Annotated in this window: 16 protein-coding genes and 1 pseudogene; 3 read left to right on the forward strand and 14 right to left on the reverse strand. The window is 59.6% G+C overall.

The window, feature by feature from the left end; translation table 11 throughout:
* The 9 genes and pseudogenes from BLU78_RS06105 to BLU78_RS06145 all read right to left on the reverse strand — a co-directional run.
* Positions 1-182 (reverse strand): annotated as a pseudogene (locus BLU78_RS06105) (MFS transporter); the annotation flags it as partial.
* A gap of 4 nt (positions 183-186) precedes the next feature.
* Positions 187-1,104, reverse strand: a complete 918-nt coding sequence (locus BLU78_RS06110; protein WP_074712040.1) for a glycerophosphodiester phosphodiesterase family protein — start codon at positions 1,102-1,104, stop codon at positions 187-189.
* A 96-nt stretch (positions 1,105-1,200) separates the two neighbouring features.
* On the reverse strand, positions 1,201-2,892 hold the full coding sequence (locus BLU78_RS06115; RefSeq protein ID WP_231290801.1) for a DUF6528 family protein: 1,692 nt from the start codon (positions 2,890-2,892) through the stop codon (positions 1,201-1,203).
* 22 nt (positions 2,893-2,914) lie between these two features.
* The gene (locus BLU78_RS06120) at positions 2,915-3,781 is read right to left on the reverse strand and encodes a sugar phosphate isomerase/epimerase family protein (RefSeq protein WP_010261976.1); all 867 of its coding nucleotides are present in this window, start codon (positions 3,779-3,781) and stop codon (positions 2,915-2,917) included.
* A 9-nt stretch (positions 3,782-3,790) separates the two neighbouring features.
* Positions 3,791-5,809 carry an outer membrane protein assembly factor BamB family protein gene (locus tag BLU78_RS06125; protein WP_010261979.1) on the reverse strand — a complete coding sequence of 673 codons (2,019 nt, stop codon included), beginning with the start codon at positions 5,807-5,809 and terminating at the stop codon, positions 3,791-3,793.
* Between the two features lie 24 nt (positions 5,810-5,833).
* On the reverse strand, positions 5,834-7,222 hold the full coding sequence (locus BLU78_RS06130) for a RagB/SusD family nutrient uptake outer membrane protein (RefSeq protein ID WP_026020707.1): 1,389 nt from the start codon (positions 7,220-7,222) through the stop codon (positions 5,834-5,836).
* Positions 7,223-7,240: 18 nt separating this feature from the next.
* Positions 7,241-10,660 carry a SusC/RagA family TonB-linked outer membrane protein gene (locus tag BLU78_RS06135; protein WP_010261984.1) on the reverse strand — a complete coding sequence of 1,140 codons (3,420 nt, stop codon included), beginning with the start codon at positions 10,658-10,660 and terminating at the stop codon, positions 7,241-7,243.
* Positions 10,661-10,761: 101 nt separating this feature from the next.
* Positions 10,762-11,739, reverse strand: a complete 978-nt coding sequence (locus BLU78_RS06140) for a FecR family protein (protein ID WP_010261986.1) — start codon at positions 11,737-11,739, stop codon at positions 10,762-10,764.
* A 28-nt stretch (positions 11,740-11,767) separates the two neighbouring features.
* The gene (locus BLU78_RS06145) at positions 11,768-12,115 is read right to left on the reverse strand and encodes a BACON domain-containing protein (protein WP_010261989.1); all 348 of its coding nucleotides are present in this window, start codon (positions 12,113-12,115) and stop codon (positions 11,768-11,770) included.
* Between the two features lie 188 nt (positions 12,116-12,303).
* Here BLU78_RS06145 and BLU78_RS06150 point away from each other — a divergent pair, with 188 nt between their 5' ends.
* Positions 12,304-12,855 carry an RNA polymerase sigma-70 factor gene (locus BLU78_RS06150; protein ID WP_010261992.1) on the forward strand — a complete coding sequence of 184 codons (552 nt, stop codon included), beginning with the start codon at positions 12,304-12,306 and terminating at the stop codon, positions 12,853-12,855.
* Positions 12,856-12,915: 60 nt separating this feature from the next.
* Here the strand turns inward: BLU78_RS06150 and recJ are convergent, their stop codons facing one another.
* The 3 genes from recJ to lipA all read right to left on the reverse strand — a co-directional run bounded on the left by recJ (position 12,916) and on the right by lipA (position 16,460).
* Positions 12,916-14,682 carry a single-stranded-DNA-specific exonuclease RecJ gene (recJ, locus tag BLU78_RS06155; RefSeq protein ID WP_026020708.1) on the reverse strand — a complete coding sequence of 589 codons (1,767 nt, stop codon included), beginning with the start codon at positions 14,680-14,682 and terminating at the stop codon, positions 12,916-12,918.
* 183 nt (positions 14,683-14,865) lie between these two features.
* Positions 14,866-15,576: a lipoyl(octanoyl) transferase LipB gene (gene lipB, locus BLU78_RS06160; RefSeq protein WP_010261998.1), complete on the reverse strand. Its 711-nt coding sequence runs from the start codon at positions 15,574-15,576 to the stop codon at positions 14,866-14,868.
* A gap of 2 nt (positions 15,577-15,578) precedes the next feature.
* Positions 15,579-16,460, reverse strand: a complete 882-nt coding sequence (lipA, locus tag BLU78_RS06165) for a lipoyl synthase (protein ID WP_010262001.1) — start codon at positions 16,458-16,460, stop codon at positions 15,579-15,581.
* 347 nt (positions 16,461-16,807) lie between these two features.
* On the opposite strand from lipA, the gene BLU78_RS06170 reads away from it, so the two are divergent.
* Positions 16,808-17,251 carry a hypothetical protein gene (locus tag BLU78_RS06170; RefSeq protein WP_229096321.1) on the forward strand — a complete coding sequence of 148 codons (444 nt, stop codon included), beginning with the start codon at positions 16,808-16,810 and terminating at the stop codon, positions 17,249-17,251.
* A 250-nt stretch (positions 17,252-17,501) separates the two neighbouring features.
* On the opposite strand, the gene BLU78_RS06175 is transcribed toward BLU78_RS06170, so the two are convergent.
* Both BLU78_RS06175 and BLU78_RS06180 read right to left on the reverse strand, forming a co-directional pair.
* Positions 17,502-18,425 carry an AraC family transcriptional regulator gene (locus BLU78_RS06175; protein WP_010262006.1) on the reverse strand — a complete coding sequence of 308 codons (924 nt, stop codon included), beginning with the start codon at positions 18,423-18,425 and terminating at the stop codon, positions 17,502-17,504.
* Between the two features lie 148 nt (positions 18,426-18,573).
* Positions 18,574-19,596: a hypothetical protein gene (locus BLU78_RS06180; RefSeq protein ID WP_010262009.1), complete on the reverse strand. Its 1,023-nt coding sequence runs from the start codon at positions 19,594-19,596 to the stop codon at positions 18,574-18,576.
* 64 nt (positions 19,597-19,660) lie between these two features.
* Between BLU78_RS06180 and BLU78_RS06185 the strand changes: the two genes are divergently transcribed.
* Positions 19,661-20,260 carry a ribonuclease HII gene (locus BLU78_RS06185; protein WP_020691984.1) on the forward strand — a complete coding sequence of 200 codons (600 nt, stop codon included), beginning with the start codon at positions 19,661-19,663 and terminating at the stop codon, positions 20,258-20,260.
* Positions 20,261-20,297: the final 37 nt, after the last annotated feature.

Consider the following 20,297-nt stretch of genomic DNA (forward strand, 5'->3'; position numbering starts at 1 on the left):
AGGATGGGCTTCTTCATGACGTTGAGACTCGTGCGGCAGACGTAATAGAGGCTGTATCCGAGCGTTGCGGCGACGAAGGCCTGCAGGCGCAGACGGCGGTAGTACTTCGAGCGGGCGTCGTCGTCCATCTCGCGCCCGGGGGCGGGAGGGCTGATGCGGTAGAAATCGGTGATGCGGCTCATGGGGTCAGTCGTGCAGTCCGCGCGAGCGGAGGTAGGAGATCAGCAGTTCGGGGCGGTCGGTCTGGATCAGGGTGGCGCCCATGTCGACGAGTTTGCCGTAGACGGCCGCCGGGTCGCCTTCGAAGGCCGCATCGTCGCAGAGACCTCCGCAGAGCGAAGGCCACAGGGAGTTCACCCACAGTTTCGAGCCGCCGGCCAGCACTTTTTTCATGCAGGATTCGACTGCGGGGGTGTATTCCGACCAGCAAACCTCGTAGGCAAGGGGTACGGTGTCCGTGCCGAGGTATTCGGCGAAGAGCGCCTGCCCTTTGGGTTTGAGGATGTCGATGATGGGCATGTACATCATGTTGTGCTCGTAGCGGGAGAACTTCGCGGCGACGTCCGCGACGGGGCTTTTGCCTTTGATGAGGAGCTGCCCGGTGACCCCGAGTTCCTCGGAGAGGCGCTGCACGAGGTCATAGTACTGGTAGCCCTTGTCGATATTGACGACGATGCGGTCCTTGCAGAGTTCCAGCGCTTCACGAAGCGTCGGCATGCGGTGCGACGTGGCCACGCCATGGCCCGATTTGAGGAAACACCGTTGGATGGAGTCGTAGGGGATTTCGGCGATGAGGCCCTTGCCGGTGGTGGTGCGGTTCAGCGTCCGGTCGTGGCAGACCACCAGCACGCTGTCCGAGGTCAGCGCAAGGTCGATCTCTACGATGTCGGCGCCCATGCCGATCACCGATTCGATGGCCGCCAAAGAGTTCTCGGGCCAGTTGCGCCAGTCGCCCCGGTGGCATGCGACAAGCACCTTGTTCGAGGACGGATCGTGAATCTCCGAAACAACCCGTTCGGCACGGGTGCCGGGAATGGATTCGGTGTGTGAACAGGAGGTTTGTAAAAGCAGCAGTCCTGAAAGAAGAATAAGCAGTTTTTTCATGGATTGTTTGGGTTGGTGTCAATGAAATGCAAATATATGAAGAAAATCGTGTATTCGCGTGGACATACACGATTTTCTGCCGGAATCCGCTCCGCGTTACCAGTTCATCACGCGGACCTTGTACATGTCCAGATCGGGAACTTTGATCGTTCGCGTCTCCGTCGAAGCATTCTTGTCCGTGGAGTAGCGGATAGTCTGTGTCGACCAGCTCTGCGAGCCCTCGGGTTTGGTGGAATCCGTGTACCACAGTTCGCCCGTCTCGTCGTTGTAGTTGATCGATTTGATAGCCGTCGATGCGCTGAAGAGCGTCATTTCGGTAAACTGGTTGGCGCCGATGTCGTAGAGATAGGCCCGGCGTCCGCCGATGCAGAGCGTGTTCGAATTGACGTAGCTCATGTCGTGCAGGCCGCCCTGGGGCGTCTGTACGGTCTTTTCCAGTTCGAGCGACGGGGTTGCCGTCTCCCAGTCTTTGAGTTTGTAGATCTGGAGGCTCTGGCCGCCGATCGCATAGAGGCGCTGGGTCGTTTCGTTCCACACGACGCCGTGCGCCGAGCCGAGCGCCGACTGGTAGAGAATCCGGTTGGGCTGCGAGATGTCGTAGAGCTGCACCGAGTTATTGCCCGCGCCGCTGCCCTCCGAGCAGGCCACGACGATGCGGTTGCCGGGAAGCAGTTCCGCCGAGTGGGCGTTGGGAGTCGCCGTGGTGTGGAACAGCACCTCCTTCGTGGCGATGTCGAGCAGCACGCACCAGTTGTAGGAGCTGGTGCACAGGAGTTTCTTGCCGTTGTCCACCGGCTTGCAGTCGTCGAGGTGGTTGCAGCGGCTCTTGTCGAGCCCGAGCACGGCGGCGGCTTCGGTCGCGTCCCAGCTCCATGTGACCGCATCCTTGTAGGTGGTTTCGTCGGCCAGTCCGGCGTCGATCATGTAGACCATGTTGTCGCCGCAGAAAATCAGTTCGGTCACGAAATTCGAACGGGCGTCGTCGGTTTCGTGCTTGCCTCCGGCCTCCAGGGTCACGGACTCCGTCTTTTCGACCGAGAACGAATTGCCGTCGGTGTCGGTGAGGGTCACGGTGTAGCCTTGCGACAGGGTTACGGGAGCGACCATGACGGGTATCAGCTGCGTCTCTTTCGAACAGTCGAGGGGTGCGGGCAGCGTCACGGTGATCGTCTGCGCCGATGCCGATGCCGACCAGTCGTCGATGCCGACCGTGAGGTCTCCGGCGATCCCTTCGCCGCCGTTGGCCTTCACGACCGCCTTGCTGACCGAGTAGTTGCCCTTTTTAACGCTGACGTACATCGTGCAGAAGAGATTTGTGAGCTCCATGCTGCAACCCTCGTAGGCGTTGAGCCGCGCCGTGGCCTTGCCGGCGAGGAGCGGGGCGACAGCGCCCGTCTGCGCCGTGGGGACGACGGTTTTCAGCGTGCCGTTCTCACAGCGGAGATCGGCGTCCGAGGGCCAGAAAGCGACGACCGTCGAAGCGGCGTGCTGCGGCGCGCTGAGCGTGAAGAGAAAGAGCGATTTCTGCGATCCCGGCTGGATCGGCGCCGCATAGACGGCCTCCGGGGCGCTTTGGTCCGCGGTGAACAGTCCGGCCTTGTCGTTTCTGCCCCAGGTGGGCAGCGTCGTCGCTCCCTTGTCGTTGTAGTATTTCGACAGCGTCAGGGTGGTTTTCGAAGCGAGTTCCCGGGGCGAATCGTCGTCGTCGTTCGAGCAGCCCATGGCGAGGAATCCCGTTCCGACGCAGAGCAGCAGGACCCGGAACAGATGGAATTTTATGTTGTTCATGGCTTTGTACATTTAGGGTGGGTTATTTTTTCGTTTTGCCGAGAATGACCTCTTTGTAGGCTTTTACGACATTCCCGGGCGTGGCGTTCTCTCCGGCGCGGACTTCGTGCATGAAGACCCCCTTGTAGCCCGACGCACGCAGGCGGCGGAGGAAGTCGGGCCAGTCGATGACGCCTTCGCCCGGCAGCCAGTGGCGTTCGTCACGACGGTCGTAGTCCGAAGCGTGGATCGTGCCGATGCGGCCGCCCACGTTCTCGAAGAAGCGGGCGTGCTCCTCCTGGAGCAAGTGGTTCGAGTCGAAGCACACCATCACCTCGGGGAAGTCGCCGATCAGCCGCATGAGCTCGTCCGAGTTGCGTCCCAGGCAGGTGCGGGGCAGGTTCTCGATGCAGAGCACCGCGCCGATCCCTTTGGCGGCCAATGCGAGGCGGCCGATGGAGTTGGCGGAGTTTTGCAGGCGGGTTTCGCGTTCCTCGTCGGCGATCGGCTCCGAACTGGGATGCAGCACCAGCCGTTGCGGGTGGAAAATCTCCGCCAGGCGGATCATCCGTTCCATCAGCAGGACGTTCTCTTCGCGCCGCTGCGGATCGAGTACCGAGATGTCGAGCGTACGGCTGAAAGGCAGGTGACACGACCAGACTTCGAGCCCGGCCTCGTCGAGCATCGCCCGGACGCGGTAGGCGCGGGTGTAGCACTCGTTCTCGGGGGCGTTGCGCCAGAAATAGTTGAAGACGACCTCCACGTGGTCGATGCCCGCGGCTTTGATCTGCGCGAGTTTTTCGGGCTCGGGCACTTTCACCATGCCGAGCGATACGCCCACGGGGTATTCGGCCCGGGCAGCCCCGGCGGCCAGCAGAAAGGCTATCGTTATGAACAGTAGTTTTTTCATCGTTTTGTCCTATTTTACGCAGCACGATCCGCAGATGTCGCCGCCGTGGGTGCTCCAGCTCGAAGCACGCTCGCCGCCGACGTATTTGCCGACGAACATGCCGTTCTGGTCGCCGCTGCCGATGAACGCCGAGTAGAACACGCCGTCGAGGTAGTTGTTTCCGCCCATCTGGCGCTGCGCCGCGGCGGTGGCTCCCGTATAGCTCCACGAGTCGAGGACGTTGCCGTTGGCATCGAAGATATAGGACGTGTTGGTGGGCTGTCCCGCCGTGATGTAGAACCGGTTTTCAGTGTCTACGCACGGGTGGGAGTAGTTGTAGGTGTTGCCGACGGCCTTTCCGGTGTGGACATGCACCCAGTTGACGGCCGAAAGGTCGCCCTTCACGTTGTAGACCGAACCGTTCTTCGAACCTGCGAAGACCGAGCCGTTGGGGGCCACGACGGGCTCGTAGATGGTGTTGGGATTCGTGGTTTCCGCCAGCAGCGGGGTTTTCGCCGTGTGCGTCGTCAGGTCGACCGCGCCGATGTAACCGCTTGCGGCCCCGAAATAGGCCAGCGTCTTGTCGTTGCTGACGGCGAATCCGGTGATGTCGCTCATCTTGCAGCCCAGCGCCACCTTGGCGATCTGCTCGCCGGTTTCGATGTTGACGAAGAAGGCGTTGTTTTCGGCTCCGATCAGCAGTTCGCTGCCGTTGACCAGCAGGCCGCCTCCGGCGACGCCTGCGGAAAAGTTCCAGATCTTCTGACCCGAAGAGGCGTCGATGGCGAACGTGCTGCCGCTCTTGTCACAGATATAAACCACCGTTCCGGCGGCGTTGACGGCCGGGGCGGCGCTCTGCATCGAACCCGCTTCGGCGAAGGTCCACTTCAGCTTGCCTTCCTGCGTGACGGCGTAGAAATGCCCGTTGCTTGTCGTACCGTAATAGATATCGCCCGTCACGGGGTTCACGGTGAGCATGTTGTAGCTGCCGGTGTTGGCCGACGGCACGTAACGCCACTTCTCATTGCCCGTTGCGACGTCGAAGGCGTAGAGGGCGGAGACTTTGTTGAAGGTGACGATGTAGACGGTCTTTCCGTCGGGCGAGAACACCGGACAGGTGCCTTTGAATCCGTTGTAGGTTGCGCCGTCCTGCGCCCAGTCGGTGCTGTAAATAACGTATTCGCGGATTTCGACCTCCAGGGTCCACGAACGGGCGTTGCCGTCGATCATGGCGTTCAGCTTCACGGTCTGCGTGCCGATTGTGCCCAGTCCGTACTTCACGACGGTTCCCTCCTTCACGACGTTGCCCGGGAAGGTCCACTTTACGTCGGTGGCCGTCGGGTAGTCCTGGGTGTTGAACGAGAAGGTGATCGGCTGGTTCTGGGCCGCCTGGTCGCGGTCGAGGATGTAGGGGATAGCCAGCGTCGGCATCGCCTTGGCGGTGGCCGGTTCCGAGGCGCCCTTTTCGTAGTTGGCCGTCAGCGAGAAGTAGTAGTTCTTGTCGTTGGTCAGCTTGTCGAGCGTCACGCTCGTCGCGTCCTTGTCGAGCGTCTGCTGCTCGACGTTGTCGGGTGCGTCCTCGTTGTAGTAGGAGAGCGTGTAGGAGAGCACCGTCGTCGCGGGCTTGGTCCACGCGAGGCTCACGAACGAGTCGCCCGCATCGACCGTGAGGTCGGTGACCGGGAACCGCGTCGTGGCGGGTCTGCCGACGGCGGCGACGTAGTTCGAGACGAGTTTTCCGTAGACAGCCTGCACGTAGAAGGTGTACTGCGTGTCGTTGACGAGTCCGCCGACCGTGCAGTTCATCTCGCCGCCCGTGCGCAGGGTGACCGTTTCCGAATCAGCGTCGGTGTAGTAGACGATGAAGTCCGTCGGGTTCCAGCCTTCGGGCAGGCTCCAGGCGAGCAGTACCTCCTCGTCGCCCGGCGTGGCGGTGAGATCGGTGACCTGGTGGCGGGCCGCTCCGGCTTCGGGGATATCCTCACTCCAGCATGCGGTGAGGCCCGCGGCGATGAACGATATCAGCAAAAGGTTGATTATCTTTTTCATGCTTGTTATGACTTAAGTGGTTGGTTAATTGAAACCGGGATTCTGCCAGAGAATCGACGGGTTGTTCACGATTTCGATCTGGTTCTGCGGGATCGGGAAGATCAGGTTGTGCGAATCGAGCGAGTAGCCCATTTCGCGGAAATAGTCGACGGCCAGCCCCAGCCGCACGAGGTCGAACCAGCGGTGGCCTTCGAGGGCGAACTCACGGCCCCGTTCGGCGGCCAGCTCGCGGCGGAACTCCGCCAGGCTTTTGACCTCGTCGGTCGTCAGTTCGTCGAGCCCGGCCCGCGTGCGGGTCTTGTTGAGCCACTCCAGCGCATCGCCCAGGCTGCCGCCCGATTCGGCCAGCGCCTCGGCGTACATCAGCACCACGTCGGCATAGCGCAGGTGCGGGAAATCGTTGCCCACCTGCGTCGTGTAGGTTGCGTCGTAGGTGTCGTACCATTTGGTCATGGCGTAGAGGTTGCTCGAAATCTTGGTGTAGGTGCCGATCAGCGGCAGGCGGTTGTCCTTCTCGCCGTCGTAGATCGCTTTGAATTCGGGTGTCGGGTTCCGGATGTCGGCCAATACCTCCGTGTTGGCGCTGTACCAGTAACCGTGGCCGTTGTCGTTGGTCTTGTTGTAGTAGAGCGCGAAGATGATCTCCCGGTTCATCTTGTTACCCACGTCGAAAACCTTTTTCGTCGTCGATTCCAGTCCGTAGGAGGTGTTCTTCATCGCCTCTTCGAGGGCCGTCTTGGCCTCGGCGGGCTTGCCGAACGTGAGGTAGACCTTCGCCAGCAGCGTGTAGGCCGCGATGTTCGCCACGCGGGCCTTTTCCGGACCCGGTGTCGACGGCAGCAGCCGGGCCGCTTCGGCGAGGTCTTCGGTCAGCAGCGTGTACATCTCCTCCTCCGTGCAGCGGGGAATGAGTTTGGCGGCCGCCGGGGCTGTCACGGTGCGGGTGACGGGCACCACGCCGAAGACCCGGTAGAGGTTGAAATACCACCACGACCGCAGGAACAGGCATTCGCCGCGGTATTTGTCGTAGTTGGGGATCTTGGCTCCGGCCATGTGGTCGAGCACGTCGTTGCAGCGGTAGATGCCGTTGTACCACGCATCCCAGATGTCGCTCAGGATGCCGTTGCTGGGCGTCTCGGCGAAGTGGTCGATGTCGTAGCGGTCCTGTGTCGACACGGCCATCGATTCGAGGACGTTCTCGTCGCTGCGGTAGCCGATCTCCGTCAGGTGGAAGCTCATCTGCGTTTTGAGCTTGGCATAGCACGCCACGACTCCCTGGTTGAAGTCGTCGTCGGTCTTGTAGAAGTTGCCTTCGGTGATGTTGTTGCTCGGGTACTGTTCGAAGAAACTTTCGCCGCACGAGCCCAGGCCCAGTGCGAGGAGTCCCAGCGCAAGGAAATATTTCGGTTTCATGGTCATCGTCATTTTTGATTACAGGTTAAAGTTCACACCGACGCTGAACGTGCGCGACAGCGGGTAGGAGCAGTAGTCCTCGCCCGGACGCAGGGCGTCCGTCGAGCGTTTGTTGACCTCGGGGTTGTAGCCCGAATAGTCGGTCCACGTGAAGAGGTTCGTGCCCTGCACGTAGATGCGCAGCTTCGAGATGCCGGCCTTGCGGGTCCAGCGGTCGGGGAAGGTGTATCCCAGCGAAAGGTTTTGCAGGCGCAGGTAGGAGCCGTCTTCGAGGTGGAACGTCGAGGTGCAGGCGCCGTTGTTGCCGCTCGATTTGCGGGTCGCGCGGTTCAGTTCGCCGTAGGGATAGCGTTGCAGCGACTCCTTCATCATGTTCGACGAAGCCTCCATGTTGAGCAGGTAGCGGCGTTCGAGGTTCAGGATTTCGTTGCCGTAGACGCCCTGGAAGTTGGCCGCCAGGTCAAAGCCCTTGTACGAGAGGTTGACCGAGAAGCCGTAGTAGAAATCGGGCATGTAGTTGCCTACGATCACGCGGTCGGCGTCCTTTTCGAGAATGCCGTTGCCGTTGGCGTCGACGAAGCGGAAGTCGCCGATCGTCGTGGTGTCGAAATGGGGATAGGAGTCCAGCTCCTCCTGGTTGTGGAAGATGCCGTCCTGCACGAGCAGGTAGTAACAGCCGACGGGCTGGCCTACGCGCGTGAGGTAGTAACCGCCGGCGTAGGAGGATTCTTTGATGATGTCGGCGTTCTCGTCGCCGAGGCTCAGCACCTTGTTGCGGTTGAGCGACCAGTTGGCGGCAAAGGCGTAGGAGAAGTCGCCGAAACTGCGCCGCGAGGTGAGCGCCAGCTCGATACCCCGGTTCTGCATCGACCCGATGTTGACGTTCGACGAGGTGAAGCCCGACACGGACGAAACCGGAACGTCGAACAGCATGTCGGTGGTCTTCGAATAGTAGTAGTCGGCGGTGAATCCGAGGGTGCCGCGCCACAGGCTGACATCCAGACCGACGTTGTACTGCGTGTTCTTCTCCCAGCCCAGGTCGTTGTTGGCGATCTGCGTGGGATAGACCTGCGAGGTGAGCCCGTTGCCGAGATCGACGTTCGTCATGCTGTAGAGCGCCAGGTATTCCGAGTTGCCGATCTGGGCGTTGCCGGTCTGGCCGACGCTGGCGCGGAGTTTCAGGTCGTCGAGCCATTTCACGTTGCGCAGGAAGCTCTCGTCGCTCATGCGCCAGCCCACGGAGGCCGCCGGGAAATAACCCCACCGGGTGTTGGGGGCGAAGCGCGACGAACCGTCGCCGCGGATCGAGGCCGAAACCATGTAACGGCCCTTGTAGGAGTACTGCGCACGCACGAGCCACGAAGCGAAGGTGTAGGCGTACTTGTTGTTGTAGGTCTCCGCCAGGTCGATGGTCTTGCCCTTCGTGGTGCGGATCTTGTCGTCACCGGCCGTGCCGGTGCCCACGATCTGCGAGGTCTGGATGCTCTGCTTCTCGGCTTCGTAGACCGCCACGGCGTTGACCGAGTGGTCGCCGAAGGTGCGGTTGAAGGAGAGCTGGTTGGAGATGGTCCAGTGGAAGTAGGACTGCATGTTGTTCTGCGCCTTGGGGTCCGACGGGGCGTCGAGGTATTTGAGGCCGCGCAGGGGGATGTACGACGGACGGTAGTAGTTGCGGATGTAGGAGTAGTAGTCGCCGCCGGCCGTGAATTTGTATTCCAGCCCTTTGATGAACTCATAGGAGACATAGGCGTTGCCCAGGATGTTGATCTTCTCGCGCACGTCGTCGATTTCGAGCGCCAGCGCCACGGGGTTGAGCACCTCGTTGGTCTGGGTGTCCCAGCTGTTGACGCGCAGGAATCCGTTCATGTCCCAGTTGTAGGAGCCGTCGGCGTTGTAGACCGGGAAGACCGGGGGCGCCATCAGCGCCGAGGCGATCACGCCGTCGCTGCCGTACTGCGTGTCGGAGGAGATGTAGTTGGTCTTCGAGTAGGAGGGCGAGAAGCTGACGCCGTATTTCAGCCGGTTGCGCTTGCCGTCGATGTTGGCCCGCAGGCTGTAACGTTCGAAATCCGACCCGATGATCGTTCCCTCGCGGTAGAGGTAGTTGGCGCCGATGTAGTAACCCAGCGTCTTGGTGCGGCCCGAGACCGATACGGAGTGCTTGGTCGAATAGGCCGTGCGGAAGATGGCGTCCTGCCAGTCGGTGTCGGTCATCGTGCCGGTCTTGTCCTGCAGGTAGGCCGTGATGAGCGGGTCGACGCGGTGGTAGGTCTGGGGACGGTCCTCGTAGGGGTCGTCGATCGAACCCGTCGGGACGTTGAACAGGTAGGCGCCGTCGCGGGCCTCTTTGAAGATTTTGGCGAATTCATAGGCATTGAGCATGTCGATCGTCTTCGAGACGTTCGAGACGCTGAACTGGCCGTCATAGCTCACGACGGGGCGTTCGCCCTCGCCGCGTTTGGTCGTGATGAGGATGACGCCGCACGAACCGCGCGAACCGTAGATCGCCGCCGCCGAGGCGTCTTTGAGCACCTCGAGGCTCTCGATGTCGCTGCTTTCGAGGTTCGAGAAGGCCCGGGCGTCGCACGGAACGCCGTCGATGACGTAGAGTGGGTCGTTGCCCGACGTGGCCGACTGGATGCCGCGGATGCGGATCGAAACGTTGCCGTCGGGCTGTCCGCCCAGGGTGAGCACCTGCACGCCCGGCATCTTGGCGGCCATGGCGTCGCGGAAATCGGCCGTCGGCATGGCGGCGAAGTCTTCGGCTTTGATGGACGAGATGGCCGTCGTCACGTCGCGCTTGTTCTGCACGCCGTAGCCCACGACCACCACGTTGTCCATGGCGATCGCCTCGCTTTTCAGCGTAACGTCGGCCTGCGTCTGGCCCTCGGAGAGCGCCACCTCGACCTTGTTGTAGCCGATGAGCGAGTAGACCAGCACGGCGTCGGCCTGCCGGATGTCGATGGCGTATTCGCCCGTGGCGTTGGTCGCCGTGCCGACCGTGGTGCCTTTCAGGATGACGGTGGCGCCGATCACCGGCGCGCCGCTTTCGTCGGTCACACGGCCCTTCACGGTGCGGCCGGCGTCAGCGGCCGGGCGGGTCTGCGATTCCCCCCCCCGTTTGGCCGTGAGGACGATTTTCAGCCCCTTAACTTCCATATTCACATTGGGAAGCACCTCGGCGATGATCGAGGCGATGCTGCGGTTGACGGCCTTCACCGACACCCGTTTGTCGGGGTTGATGTCGGCGTCGATGTAGGCGAACGTGTACTGGCTGTTGGCTTCGATGCGCTGCAACAGCTCTTTGATGGTAACGTTCTTCGCATCGACGGTGACGGTCGGGACCTGGGCCGAAGCCGTGGCGGCCGACACCGCGCAGAGGAGGACCGCCAGGAACAGATGCCGGCAGATCCGTTTCAAAACGTTGAGTTCATTCATGATAGTTTCGGTTTGTGTTTGATTCGGTTTTTCAAATGAAAGGGTATGCCGGAGCCTCTTGTTGCGGGAGGTTTCGGGACAGACCGTCTATGTTACAGGGTTTATCTCTGGGTGATCAGGACGCGGTTGCCGTCTATGCGGTAGCGGATCGACATCAGCGAGGACATTACCTCCATGAGGTCTTCCAGCGGTTCGTGGCAGACGACCAGCGACAGTCGTTTTTCAGGCGAGATGTTCGAAGAGAGGGAGATTTCGATATTGTACCTCCGTTCGAGGTTGATGATGATGTCTTTCAGCGGCGTGTTGTCGAAGATCAGACGCGGCGAGAACCACTGGCTGTAATTCCGCGCGTCGACCTTTTCGACGCAGGCGCGTTTCGAAAGCCGGTTGAGCGAGAACCGCTCGTCGGGACGCAGCGTCACGGGGCTTCGGAGATGCTCCCCGGAGATCTTCACCGAGCCGGTTTTGAGCACCACCTCCTCGCTCGATCCGAACGCGTAGTTCATGGCGTCGAACGAGGTGCCCAGCACCTCGACCTGCAGGTCGTTCATGCTGACGCGGAACGGCCGCAGCGTGTCTTTCCGGACTTCGAAGAACGCTTCGCCCGTCAGGGCCACGTCGCGGGTCCTGCCCGAGAATTCCGCGTTGTACTTCAATCGGCTTTCGCCGTTGAGCCACACCTTTGTCCCGTCGGGCAGGGTGAACTCCCCGACATGTCCCTTGGCAGTCAGCAGCGTGACCTCCTTTTCGGGTGCGAGCGTCTGCGTGGCGGCGAAATAGCCTCCGAGGAATACCAGCACGACGGCGGCGGCCATGCCTGCATAGCGCAGGACGCGGCGCGGAAGCGTGCGGACCCGGCTTGCGCGGAGCGATGCCCGGAGCCGTTCGAGTCCCCTGCGGTCCTCCTCCTCCGAGGCGGGCGCCGCATGGTGTTCCCAGATATCCCACAGGATTTCGTCGATCCCGGAGTCGTGCTCCCGGGCCAGCATCCAGCGTTCGAATTGCTGCCGGATGTCTTCCGGGGTGTCCGGATGGCGGAATATGTAGTCGATGATTCGCTTGCGTTCCGTTTTGCTCATCGTGTGCCGGTTTTAGAGGGGCTGCGGTTTATTGCGCTTTCTGCGTCAGGGTGTAGGTTTCCGAATAGGTCCCGGCCTCGAAGACGACCCGGCCGGTGCGCAGTGCGCCCGTGTCGTTGGCCCCGAAGCTGAGGTGAACGGCGAAAATGCCCTTTTCGCCTCCCGAAAGGGGGTCGATCGTGATCCAGTCGTCGCCGGTGGCCTTCCAGCCGCAGGTGGTGTAGATCGTCACGGACTGTGTGCCGGCAGCGGCCTCCACGGTTCCCGACGTGCTGTGCATGTAAAGGCTGTCGGGGGCCGCCGGATCGTCGTCCTTGCAGCTGCCCGCCAGACATGCGCACAGCAGGACCGCAATGAATAGTAGCTGTTTTTTCATGTTGAGTTTTTCAGGTTAAATAGTTGTTTTCGGAGCCGGTTCCATAAATAAGACAACTTGCCGGCGGCGATGGCCAGTCAGTTCGTACAATTTTTTTTATATTTCCGCCGTTCCGTTAAAAAATCGTGAAAAAAGGAGAAAAGATTTTTAATTTATTCGCTTAAAATCTATATTTGCACCGACCGACTATGGATTGCGACGAACATATCATCCTGAAAAAACTCCGTGACGGGGATTCCGAAGCGTTGGATATCCTTTACCTGCGCTATGCCTCCAAGGTCCGTGATTTCGCCTTCCGGCTGCTCAAAGACCGGACCGACGCCGAAGATGTTACGCATGATATTTTCCTGAAAATCTGGGAACAGCGCCGGGGACTCGGGGCCGTCCTTTCGTTTCGGGGCTATCTGTTCCGCATGACGCGCAATGCCATCTTCAATGCCTACAAGCACCGGCAGGTGGAGTCCAAATATCAGGCGGAAACCGGAGCTGCGGAGAGTCCCGCCGTGCCCCAGGCCGACGAAAGCGTGTCGACGGACGACCTGTTGGAGATGATCGACCTGGCCGTCCGCAACATGCCCGAGCAGCGGCGGCGGGTTTTCTGCATGAGCCGTTACGAGAACATGTCCTACAACGATATCGCCGAGGCGCTCAACATCAGCCCCAAGACCGTGCAGTACCACATCTCGGGAGCGCTGGCCGAATTGCGCAAACTGCTCTCGGCGATGGCGTTTTTCATATAGCCTGCAAAAACGAAAAGGGCGGACCCGCAACGGGTCCGCCCTTTTCGTTTCAGGTGCGAATTACCGGTTCAGGACCGGTTTGATGTCTTTGATACGGAGCTGGGTGGTCACCATGCCCCGGTAATGGTTCTCGACGATCTGGTAGCAGACGTCGACCGGACGCCCCGAGCGCACCCATTCGTAATGCGTGGGCTGCTGGAAGGCGATGGCCTGAATCTTCGTATTGGGTTTCTGGCGCTGCATCAGGTCCATGCGCAGGTGTTCGCACTCCACGCCGACGAGTTTGGCGTCGCCGTGGTTGCTCACGCCGCACGTGGCGAATACCGGCGCCGTGTTGCCCGGTCCGAAAGGTTGGAAGCGGTTCAGGTCCTTGCGGAACGTCGGCGTGATGTCCGAGAAGAGCAGTTCGCTGTCGATGTCCACCTGCGGCACGAGCATCTGCGGGTCGATGTTCTCCTCGACATAGGCGTTGAACCGCCGGGTGAACTCCCCGACGTTCTCCGGACGCATCGTGAGGCCCGCGGCGTACATGTGGCCGCCGAAATTTTCCAGCAGGTCCGAGCACGATTCGACGGCCTGATAGAGGTCGAATCCCGGCACCGAACGCGCCGAGCCGGTCACATAGCCGTTGCTCATCGTCAGCACCACCGTCGGGCGGTAGTAGGTCTCGATCAGGCGCGAGGCCACGATCCCCACGATGCCCTTCATCCAGCGCGGATTGTAGATCACCGTACTTTTCAGGGCCTTCATGGCGGGATTGTGCTCGATGAAATCGTGCGCCTCCTGCGTGACGGAACGGTCGATCGACTTGCGGTCCTGGTTGTAGGCGTCGATCACGCTGCCGAACTCCTCGGCGATCGACTCGTTGCCCTCGATCAGCAGCTCGACGGCGGCATGTCCGCCCGAGGGCGAGGCGTTCTCGTCGTTTTCATCCATCCGCATCCGGCCGGCGGCGTTGATGCGCGGCCCTATTTTGAAGACGATGTCGTCGATGGTGATGTTGTGCTTGTCCAGCCCGCAGATTTTGATGATCGACAACAGCCCCTTCGATGGCTCGCGGTTGAGGTATTTCAGCCCGAAATAGGCCAGAATACGGTTCTCGCCCACCAGCGGAACGATGTCCGAGGCGATCGACACGACCAGCAGGTCCAGCAGCGGCACGACCTGCTCGAAGGGAATGTTGTTTTTCTGTGCATAGGCCTGCACGAGTTTGAATCCCACGCCGCAGCCCGACAATTCGTCGAACGGGTAGGAGCAGTCGACCCGCTTGGGGTCCAGAACGGCTACGGCCTTGGGAATCTCCTCGGCCGGGAGGTGGTGGTCGCAGATGATGAAATCCACGCCTTTCGTTTTCGCATAGACAACCTTTTCCGTGGCTTTGATGCCGCAGTCCAGGGCGATGATAAGCCCCACGCCCTTGCGGGCTGCGAGGTCGATACCTTTGATCGAAATACCGTAACCTTCGGTATAACGGTCGGGGATGTAGAACATCAGGTTTTTGTGCCCGATCTGGCGCAGGAATTTGTAAACCAGTGCGACGGCCGTGCAGCCGTCCACGTCGTAGTCGCCGTAAACCATGATCTTCTCATTGTTCGCGACGGCCCGTTCGACCCGTTCGACCGCCTTCTCCATATCCTTCATCAGGAACGGATCGTGCAGGTCGGCGAGGTTCGGTTTAAAGAATTTCTCCGCCTTCTCTACAGTGTCTATGCCTCTTTGTACGAGCAGATTGGCCAGCACGGGCGAGATCCGCAGAGCGGCAGCCAACATGGCTACCGTCGCGGGGTCGCCTTGTGGCTTCACTACCCAGCGTTTTTCTATAGGCATACGAATTATTATTTATATATTTTAACATTTAATTTCCGTTTTGAAGTATTTTTCTTCGTCTTGGCGCTTTTTACCGCCGTTTTCGCGGCCTGTGGCCGCGTTTACAAGTGCTGACCCCTCCCCGGCCCTCCCTCGGGGAGGGAGATGGCGTACGTTTCGCAGGGTCTTCACGGGCTGCGCGGCTTAAAGGGCTGTTGCGATTTTACACCGCAACACTTTGCTTAAGACCTCGACGACGGTTCGTTTCACTTCCTGCATTGGTGGCAGCAATCCCGTTTCCGACTCGATCGAGGTGACGCCCCGGTCGGTAAATCCGCAGGGGTTGATGCGCGTGAACCACCCGAGGTCGGTCGAGACGTTCAGCGCGAACCCGTGCATGGTAATAAAACGCGACGAGCGTACGCCTATTGCGCAGATCTTGCGCGGACGCCTGCCTTCGGGGTCGATCCAGACCCCCGAAGCCCCTGCGATGCGTCCCGCCGTGATGCCGTATTCGGCCACCGTGCGGATCACCGCCTCCTCCAGCGCTTCGATGTACCCTCTCAGCCCGATGCCGATACGCTCCAGATCGAGGATCGGATAGCAGACCAACTGCCCGGGGCCGTGGAAGGTGATGTCGCCGCCGCGGTCGATGTGAAAGAACTGTGCGCCCATTCCTTCGAGCGCTTCGCGGGTCACGAGCAGGTTTTCCGTATGCCCGCTTTTGCCCAGCGTGTAGACCGGAGGATGCTCCACCAGCAGGACCGTGCCCGCATCGTCCGGGGTGTTTCCGGTGCCCGGGACAGGGCTCGAACCCGCACTTTTCCGGGCCGCCAGCGTGTCGAACAACGACTGCTGCAAATCCCAGCAGTCCTTGTAGTCCATCGTTCCGAGGTCCCGGCAGGAGACTTTCATCGTTACAAACTTTTTACACTTTGCAGGGCCTCCTCAGCCATGTACGACGAGCGGACCAACGGTGCGCTCGCACAATAGCTGAAGCCCATTTCCAGCGCTCTGAGCCTGTACCATTCGAATTTTTCGGGAGTGATATACGCCGCAACGGGGTAGTGCTCCAGAGTAGGCCGAAGGTACTGACCGAGTGTTACAATCCGTACGCCCGCTTCGCGCAGGTCGTGCAGGGTTTGCAAAACTTCATCATCGCTCTCGCCAAGTCCGACCATCAGTCCGCTCTTCGTTACGACACCCTGATCGCTCAGGTACCGCAGGGTCTCCAGGCTCGTGCGGTACTTGGCCTTGGAGCGCACCACGGGGGTCAGTCGCTCGACGGTTTCGATGTTGTGCCCGATGATACCGGGCTTCGACGCAATGACCACGTCCAAAAGGTCGGGCCGTGCGTCCAAATCGGGAATAAGGAGCTCAATTACGGCGTCGCTGTTCTGCGACCGGATGGCCTCCACGGTTGCGGCCCAGTGCCGGGCCCCGCCGTCGGGGAGGTCGTCGCGGGTCACGGAAGTGACGACGACATACCTCAGTTTCATCAGGGCGACGCTTTCGGCCACCTTCCGGGGCTCTTCGGCGTCGGGGGCAAGGGGGCGTCCGGTCTTGGTTGCGCAGAAGCGGCAGCCCCGGGTACAGATATCTCCCAGAATCATGAAGGTTGCAGTTCTCCGGCTCCAGCATTCGGCCTGATTGGGACACATGCCGCTGCTGCAAATCGTGTGCAGATTGTGCTTTTCGACGATCTGCCGCACTTCGGACCATTCGGGAGTGCGGTGGAGACGGATCTTCAGCCATCCGGGTTTTTTCAGTACATCTACCTTGTCATAAAACTTCGGCATTTAAGTTCATTATTTTCCAATTGATGCAAAAATAAGAAAAAATAATTGAAAAACCCCGTGAAATCTTCAATTATTGTTCCGATGCGCGCCCCGGATACGCCGGAGGATGCCGATTTTTTTGGAGGGAGCCGAAATTTGCCGTATATTCGTCCCCGCAACGGTTGTCTCCGGCACAGTCCGGGCCGGTTGCATTTTTTACGGCTATGTGATTCTACCTGTACATCATTCGCACATTTGAAAATCGGCTGTCTGTCGAAGACCGTATCGACGGGGACATTACGCCCTGTCGCGTTCTTTGATTCACTTCGGCAGGCTCCGGCATTTGTCTAATTTCAAATTGTGCTTGTATGAAAACAATGCAAACCGGCAAGGCGAATTATCGCCTTGCAGCTCGCCTGCGCGAAAATGAATTTTGGCTCGCTTCTGATGTCCGCAAAGCGGTCGAGGACGAACATTTGCGGGCTGTCCGCCGGGCGGAGGGGCTGCGATGCCTCGCCGACCGGCGCGCCTTCGCCGAAAGCGTGGAGTGGGAGCGCTTAGGCGACTTCTTTCTCCGCATCGGGTCCCGCACGTCGGCCGTGCGGGCCTACCGGGACGCGGCGCTCGCCTGTCTCGACGGAGATTATTACGACCACGGGACCGAGATGCTCCCCTGCCGGTTCCTGCGGCTCCGCTATCTGCGGATGGCCGAGACGGCGGCGGCCTGCTGCGGCAGCGATGCGCGGCTGCGCGCCCTGCTTGCAGACGACTCCCTGTTCCGGGAAGAATACCTCCGCTTCGCGCCCGTCTAAGAGACGGGTTTTTTGCACCCATCTCCTTCCGCCAAATAGAAAAGAGGTCGGACACCTGCCGGTATCGGACCTCTCTGGTTAGGTTAGTTAGGTTAATGAGAGTGGGAGAATCCCACGTTTGTTACACAAAGGTAAAACGAAATTTACGAAAAACCAAATGTTTTGTAACATTTTCCTAAAACCTGACGCTATTTTGTTAATAGATTATAATTAAAATTTTTAAAATACCCCTGAATTTATAAGTTTTTGATTAAAGCGCCTCGCGCATCTCCACGGCCTCCTGCACGTCCTGCAGTGCGGGCTGCTCGGCCGTCAGCGACGAAATGTGGCGGTGACGGTAGGTGGCGGGGGTCATCTGGTACTCCTTTTTGAAGAGTTTGATGAAATGCGACGTGTTGGGGAAGGTGCACTCGTTGCCGATTTCCGAGATGGATTTCGACGTGGAGATGAGCAGCAGGCGCGAGTGCATGAGCCGCTGGCGGATATACCACTTGTGGGGCGGCATCTGGAAATGGCGGCGGAATTCCTTTTTGAACGACGTCAGCGAACGGTTGGTGAGTTTCGAAAGCTCTTCGATCGAGATATCTTTGAAGATGTGGTCGTAAACGATCTGTTCGAAGTTCTCCTTGGCGGAGTCGACGTTGCTGAGCAGCTTGCTTTTGATGCAGCAATCCTCGTGCGAGGCGAGCAGGTAGATCAGTTCGGTCATTTTGATGTTCTCGGCCGTCTCGTCGTGACGGAAGTCCTCATCGCGCAGATAGTTGTTGGTGTTGATGAAAAAGTTGCGCAGCGAGTTCCAGGCAGGCATGGCCACATGCGACCGGTTACGGCAGTTTTCGCACGAATGTTCGTTCGAAATGTTCAGTCCGTAGGTGATGTTCAGGTGCATGAGGATACGTTGCAGGTCGTCCGGCGTGTAATAAAAGAGCACCTGCTCGAAAGGCTGGCCCCCTTCGGGGAAGTTTTCGATGTAGTGGTGCCCGATGCCTAGGTAGAATACGTCGCCGCGCGAAAGTGTCTGACGCTTATCGCCGTCATAGATGTACTTCGTGCCGCGGAGGATGTATCCGATGGCATAACGTGAAAGAGCCTGCGATTGGATTCCGTTGTGAAGTGCCTCTACATACTTCACGATCATCGGCTGCTGCACCGATGAAGTCAATGAATTCTTCATAGTAATTGTAATTTAAGTTTTTCTGAACAAAGCGTTGCGTCACTCATGTTCGTCCTCAAATATACAATTAATACTTTTTAATCTACTATATAAAATAGCATATTTGGACATAATTGCCCAAATAAGACTGTTTGTGGCATGGTTTGAGCTAAATAGAATATTGTAATGCTATGCCGATTGTAGCAGAGGCGAGCAATAGCAGGTAGAGAAGGAGGGCAATGCCCCGGTGAATTCTTACGAACATGAAGGGTAATAGCACGGCCGAAGGGACGGCTGCGAAAGCCACGGCGCCCGGGGTTGCGGTGGGGCCGCACAGCGCAGCGGCGGTCAGGACAAGGACGCTTATATTATATATAAGGATCGTCCGGGATTTGGTCCCGACGGCATAGATGTCCGAGAGGAAAAAGAGCAGCGCCAGCAGGTCGAGGACGAAAATGCCGCCCAGCAGGATGAGGTTCCCGAACGGGATCGAGGTGAACAGCGCGAAGGGCTTTCCGGTGATGAACAGGTTGCCCAGCGTCGTGAGCGGGGCTATGAATTCGCCTCCGGCACCCCAGTTGATGTAGCAGATTATAAAGGCCGGGAGCAACAGTCCCGCTGCGGCTACGGCGACTTCGCGCAGCGTGCGCCGGAACAGCAGCACGGCCAGCGGCAGTATCAGGAGCAGCGGCAGAGAGGCGGGGCTGACGAAAGGCAGCAGACCGAGATAGAGCGACGCCCGGAAGATGGAGTCGAATCCGTATCCGTTGCAGAACGAACGGGCGAAATTTTTGACCGAGAGCACCAGCAGGGCCGATGCCGTGAATGCCGGCAGGTAGTCGTCCCCGATTGCAAGTCCGCATACGATGGCGCCGTAGAGCGGAATGGCGAGGCATGTGCCGACCGAATAGAGGTTGTAACGGATGGCCATCCGACCGGCGCACATGCCCGTAAAGACGATCAGCAGTCCGGCAATCCAGCGTGCCCATCCGGGATGCGCCGCCTGAAACTGCAGCAGCAGTTCTCCGGGGGACGCCGTGGTCAGGGCCCCTTCGGGCAGGATGGCTGCACTGCCGGTCAGCAGCGTCGGGTCACAGCCACGTCCGGCCGCGCCCCACATCGCGGCGACGGCGAGTGCGGCGAGGGTCAGAAAAGCCGGAACGAGCGGCTGCCGGGCGATGTCGAATTTCATATCGGGAATTTTCCTTGTCGCAAAATTAGCGAAAAAAGCCGGAATATTATGTAACTTTGCGTCGATGTTGGAAAACCAGTACCAATACGAGCTCCGGGAGGCCGGATGCGACGAGGCCGGGCGGGGATGTCTGGCCGGGCCGGTATTTGCTGCGGCGGTGATCCTGCCGCCTGATTTTCACGACCCGCTGCTCAACGACTCGAAGCAGATGACCGAGCGTAACCGCGACAAACTGCGGGCGGTCATCGAGCGTGAGGCCGTGGCATGGGCTGTCGAGGCGGTTTCAGCAGCCCGGATCGACGAGATCAACATCCTGAACGCCTCGTTCGAGGGAATGTCGCTGGCTGCGGCGCGGCTCGATCCTGCGCCGGAATTCCTGGCCATCGACGGCAACCGGTTCCGCACGCGGCTCGAGATCCCCTATCGCTGCATCGTTAAGGGCGACGGCAAATACGCCGATATCGCCGCAGCTTCGGTCCTTGCCAAGACCCATCGTGACGAGTATATGCTCCGTCTGGCGGAGGAGTTTCCCCAATACGGCTGGATTAAAAACAAGGGCTATCCGACGCGCGAACACCGGCTGGCGATTCGCGAATACGGGCTTACGCCCCACCACCGGCTGACGTTCAATCACGCGATCGACCAGTTGGAATTTCCGTTCTGAAACAAAAAGAGCAGGCCTTGAAGCCTGCTCTTTTTCG

This window comes from Alistipes timonensis JC136, assembly GCF_900107675.1.
In the GTDB taxonomy this organism is placed as follows: domain Bacteria; phylum Bacteroidota; class Bacteroidia; order Bacteroidales; family Rikenellaceae; genus Alistipes; species Alistipes timonensis.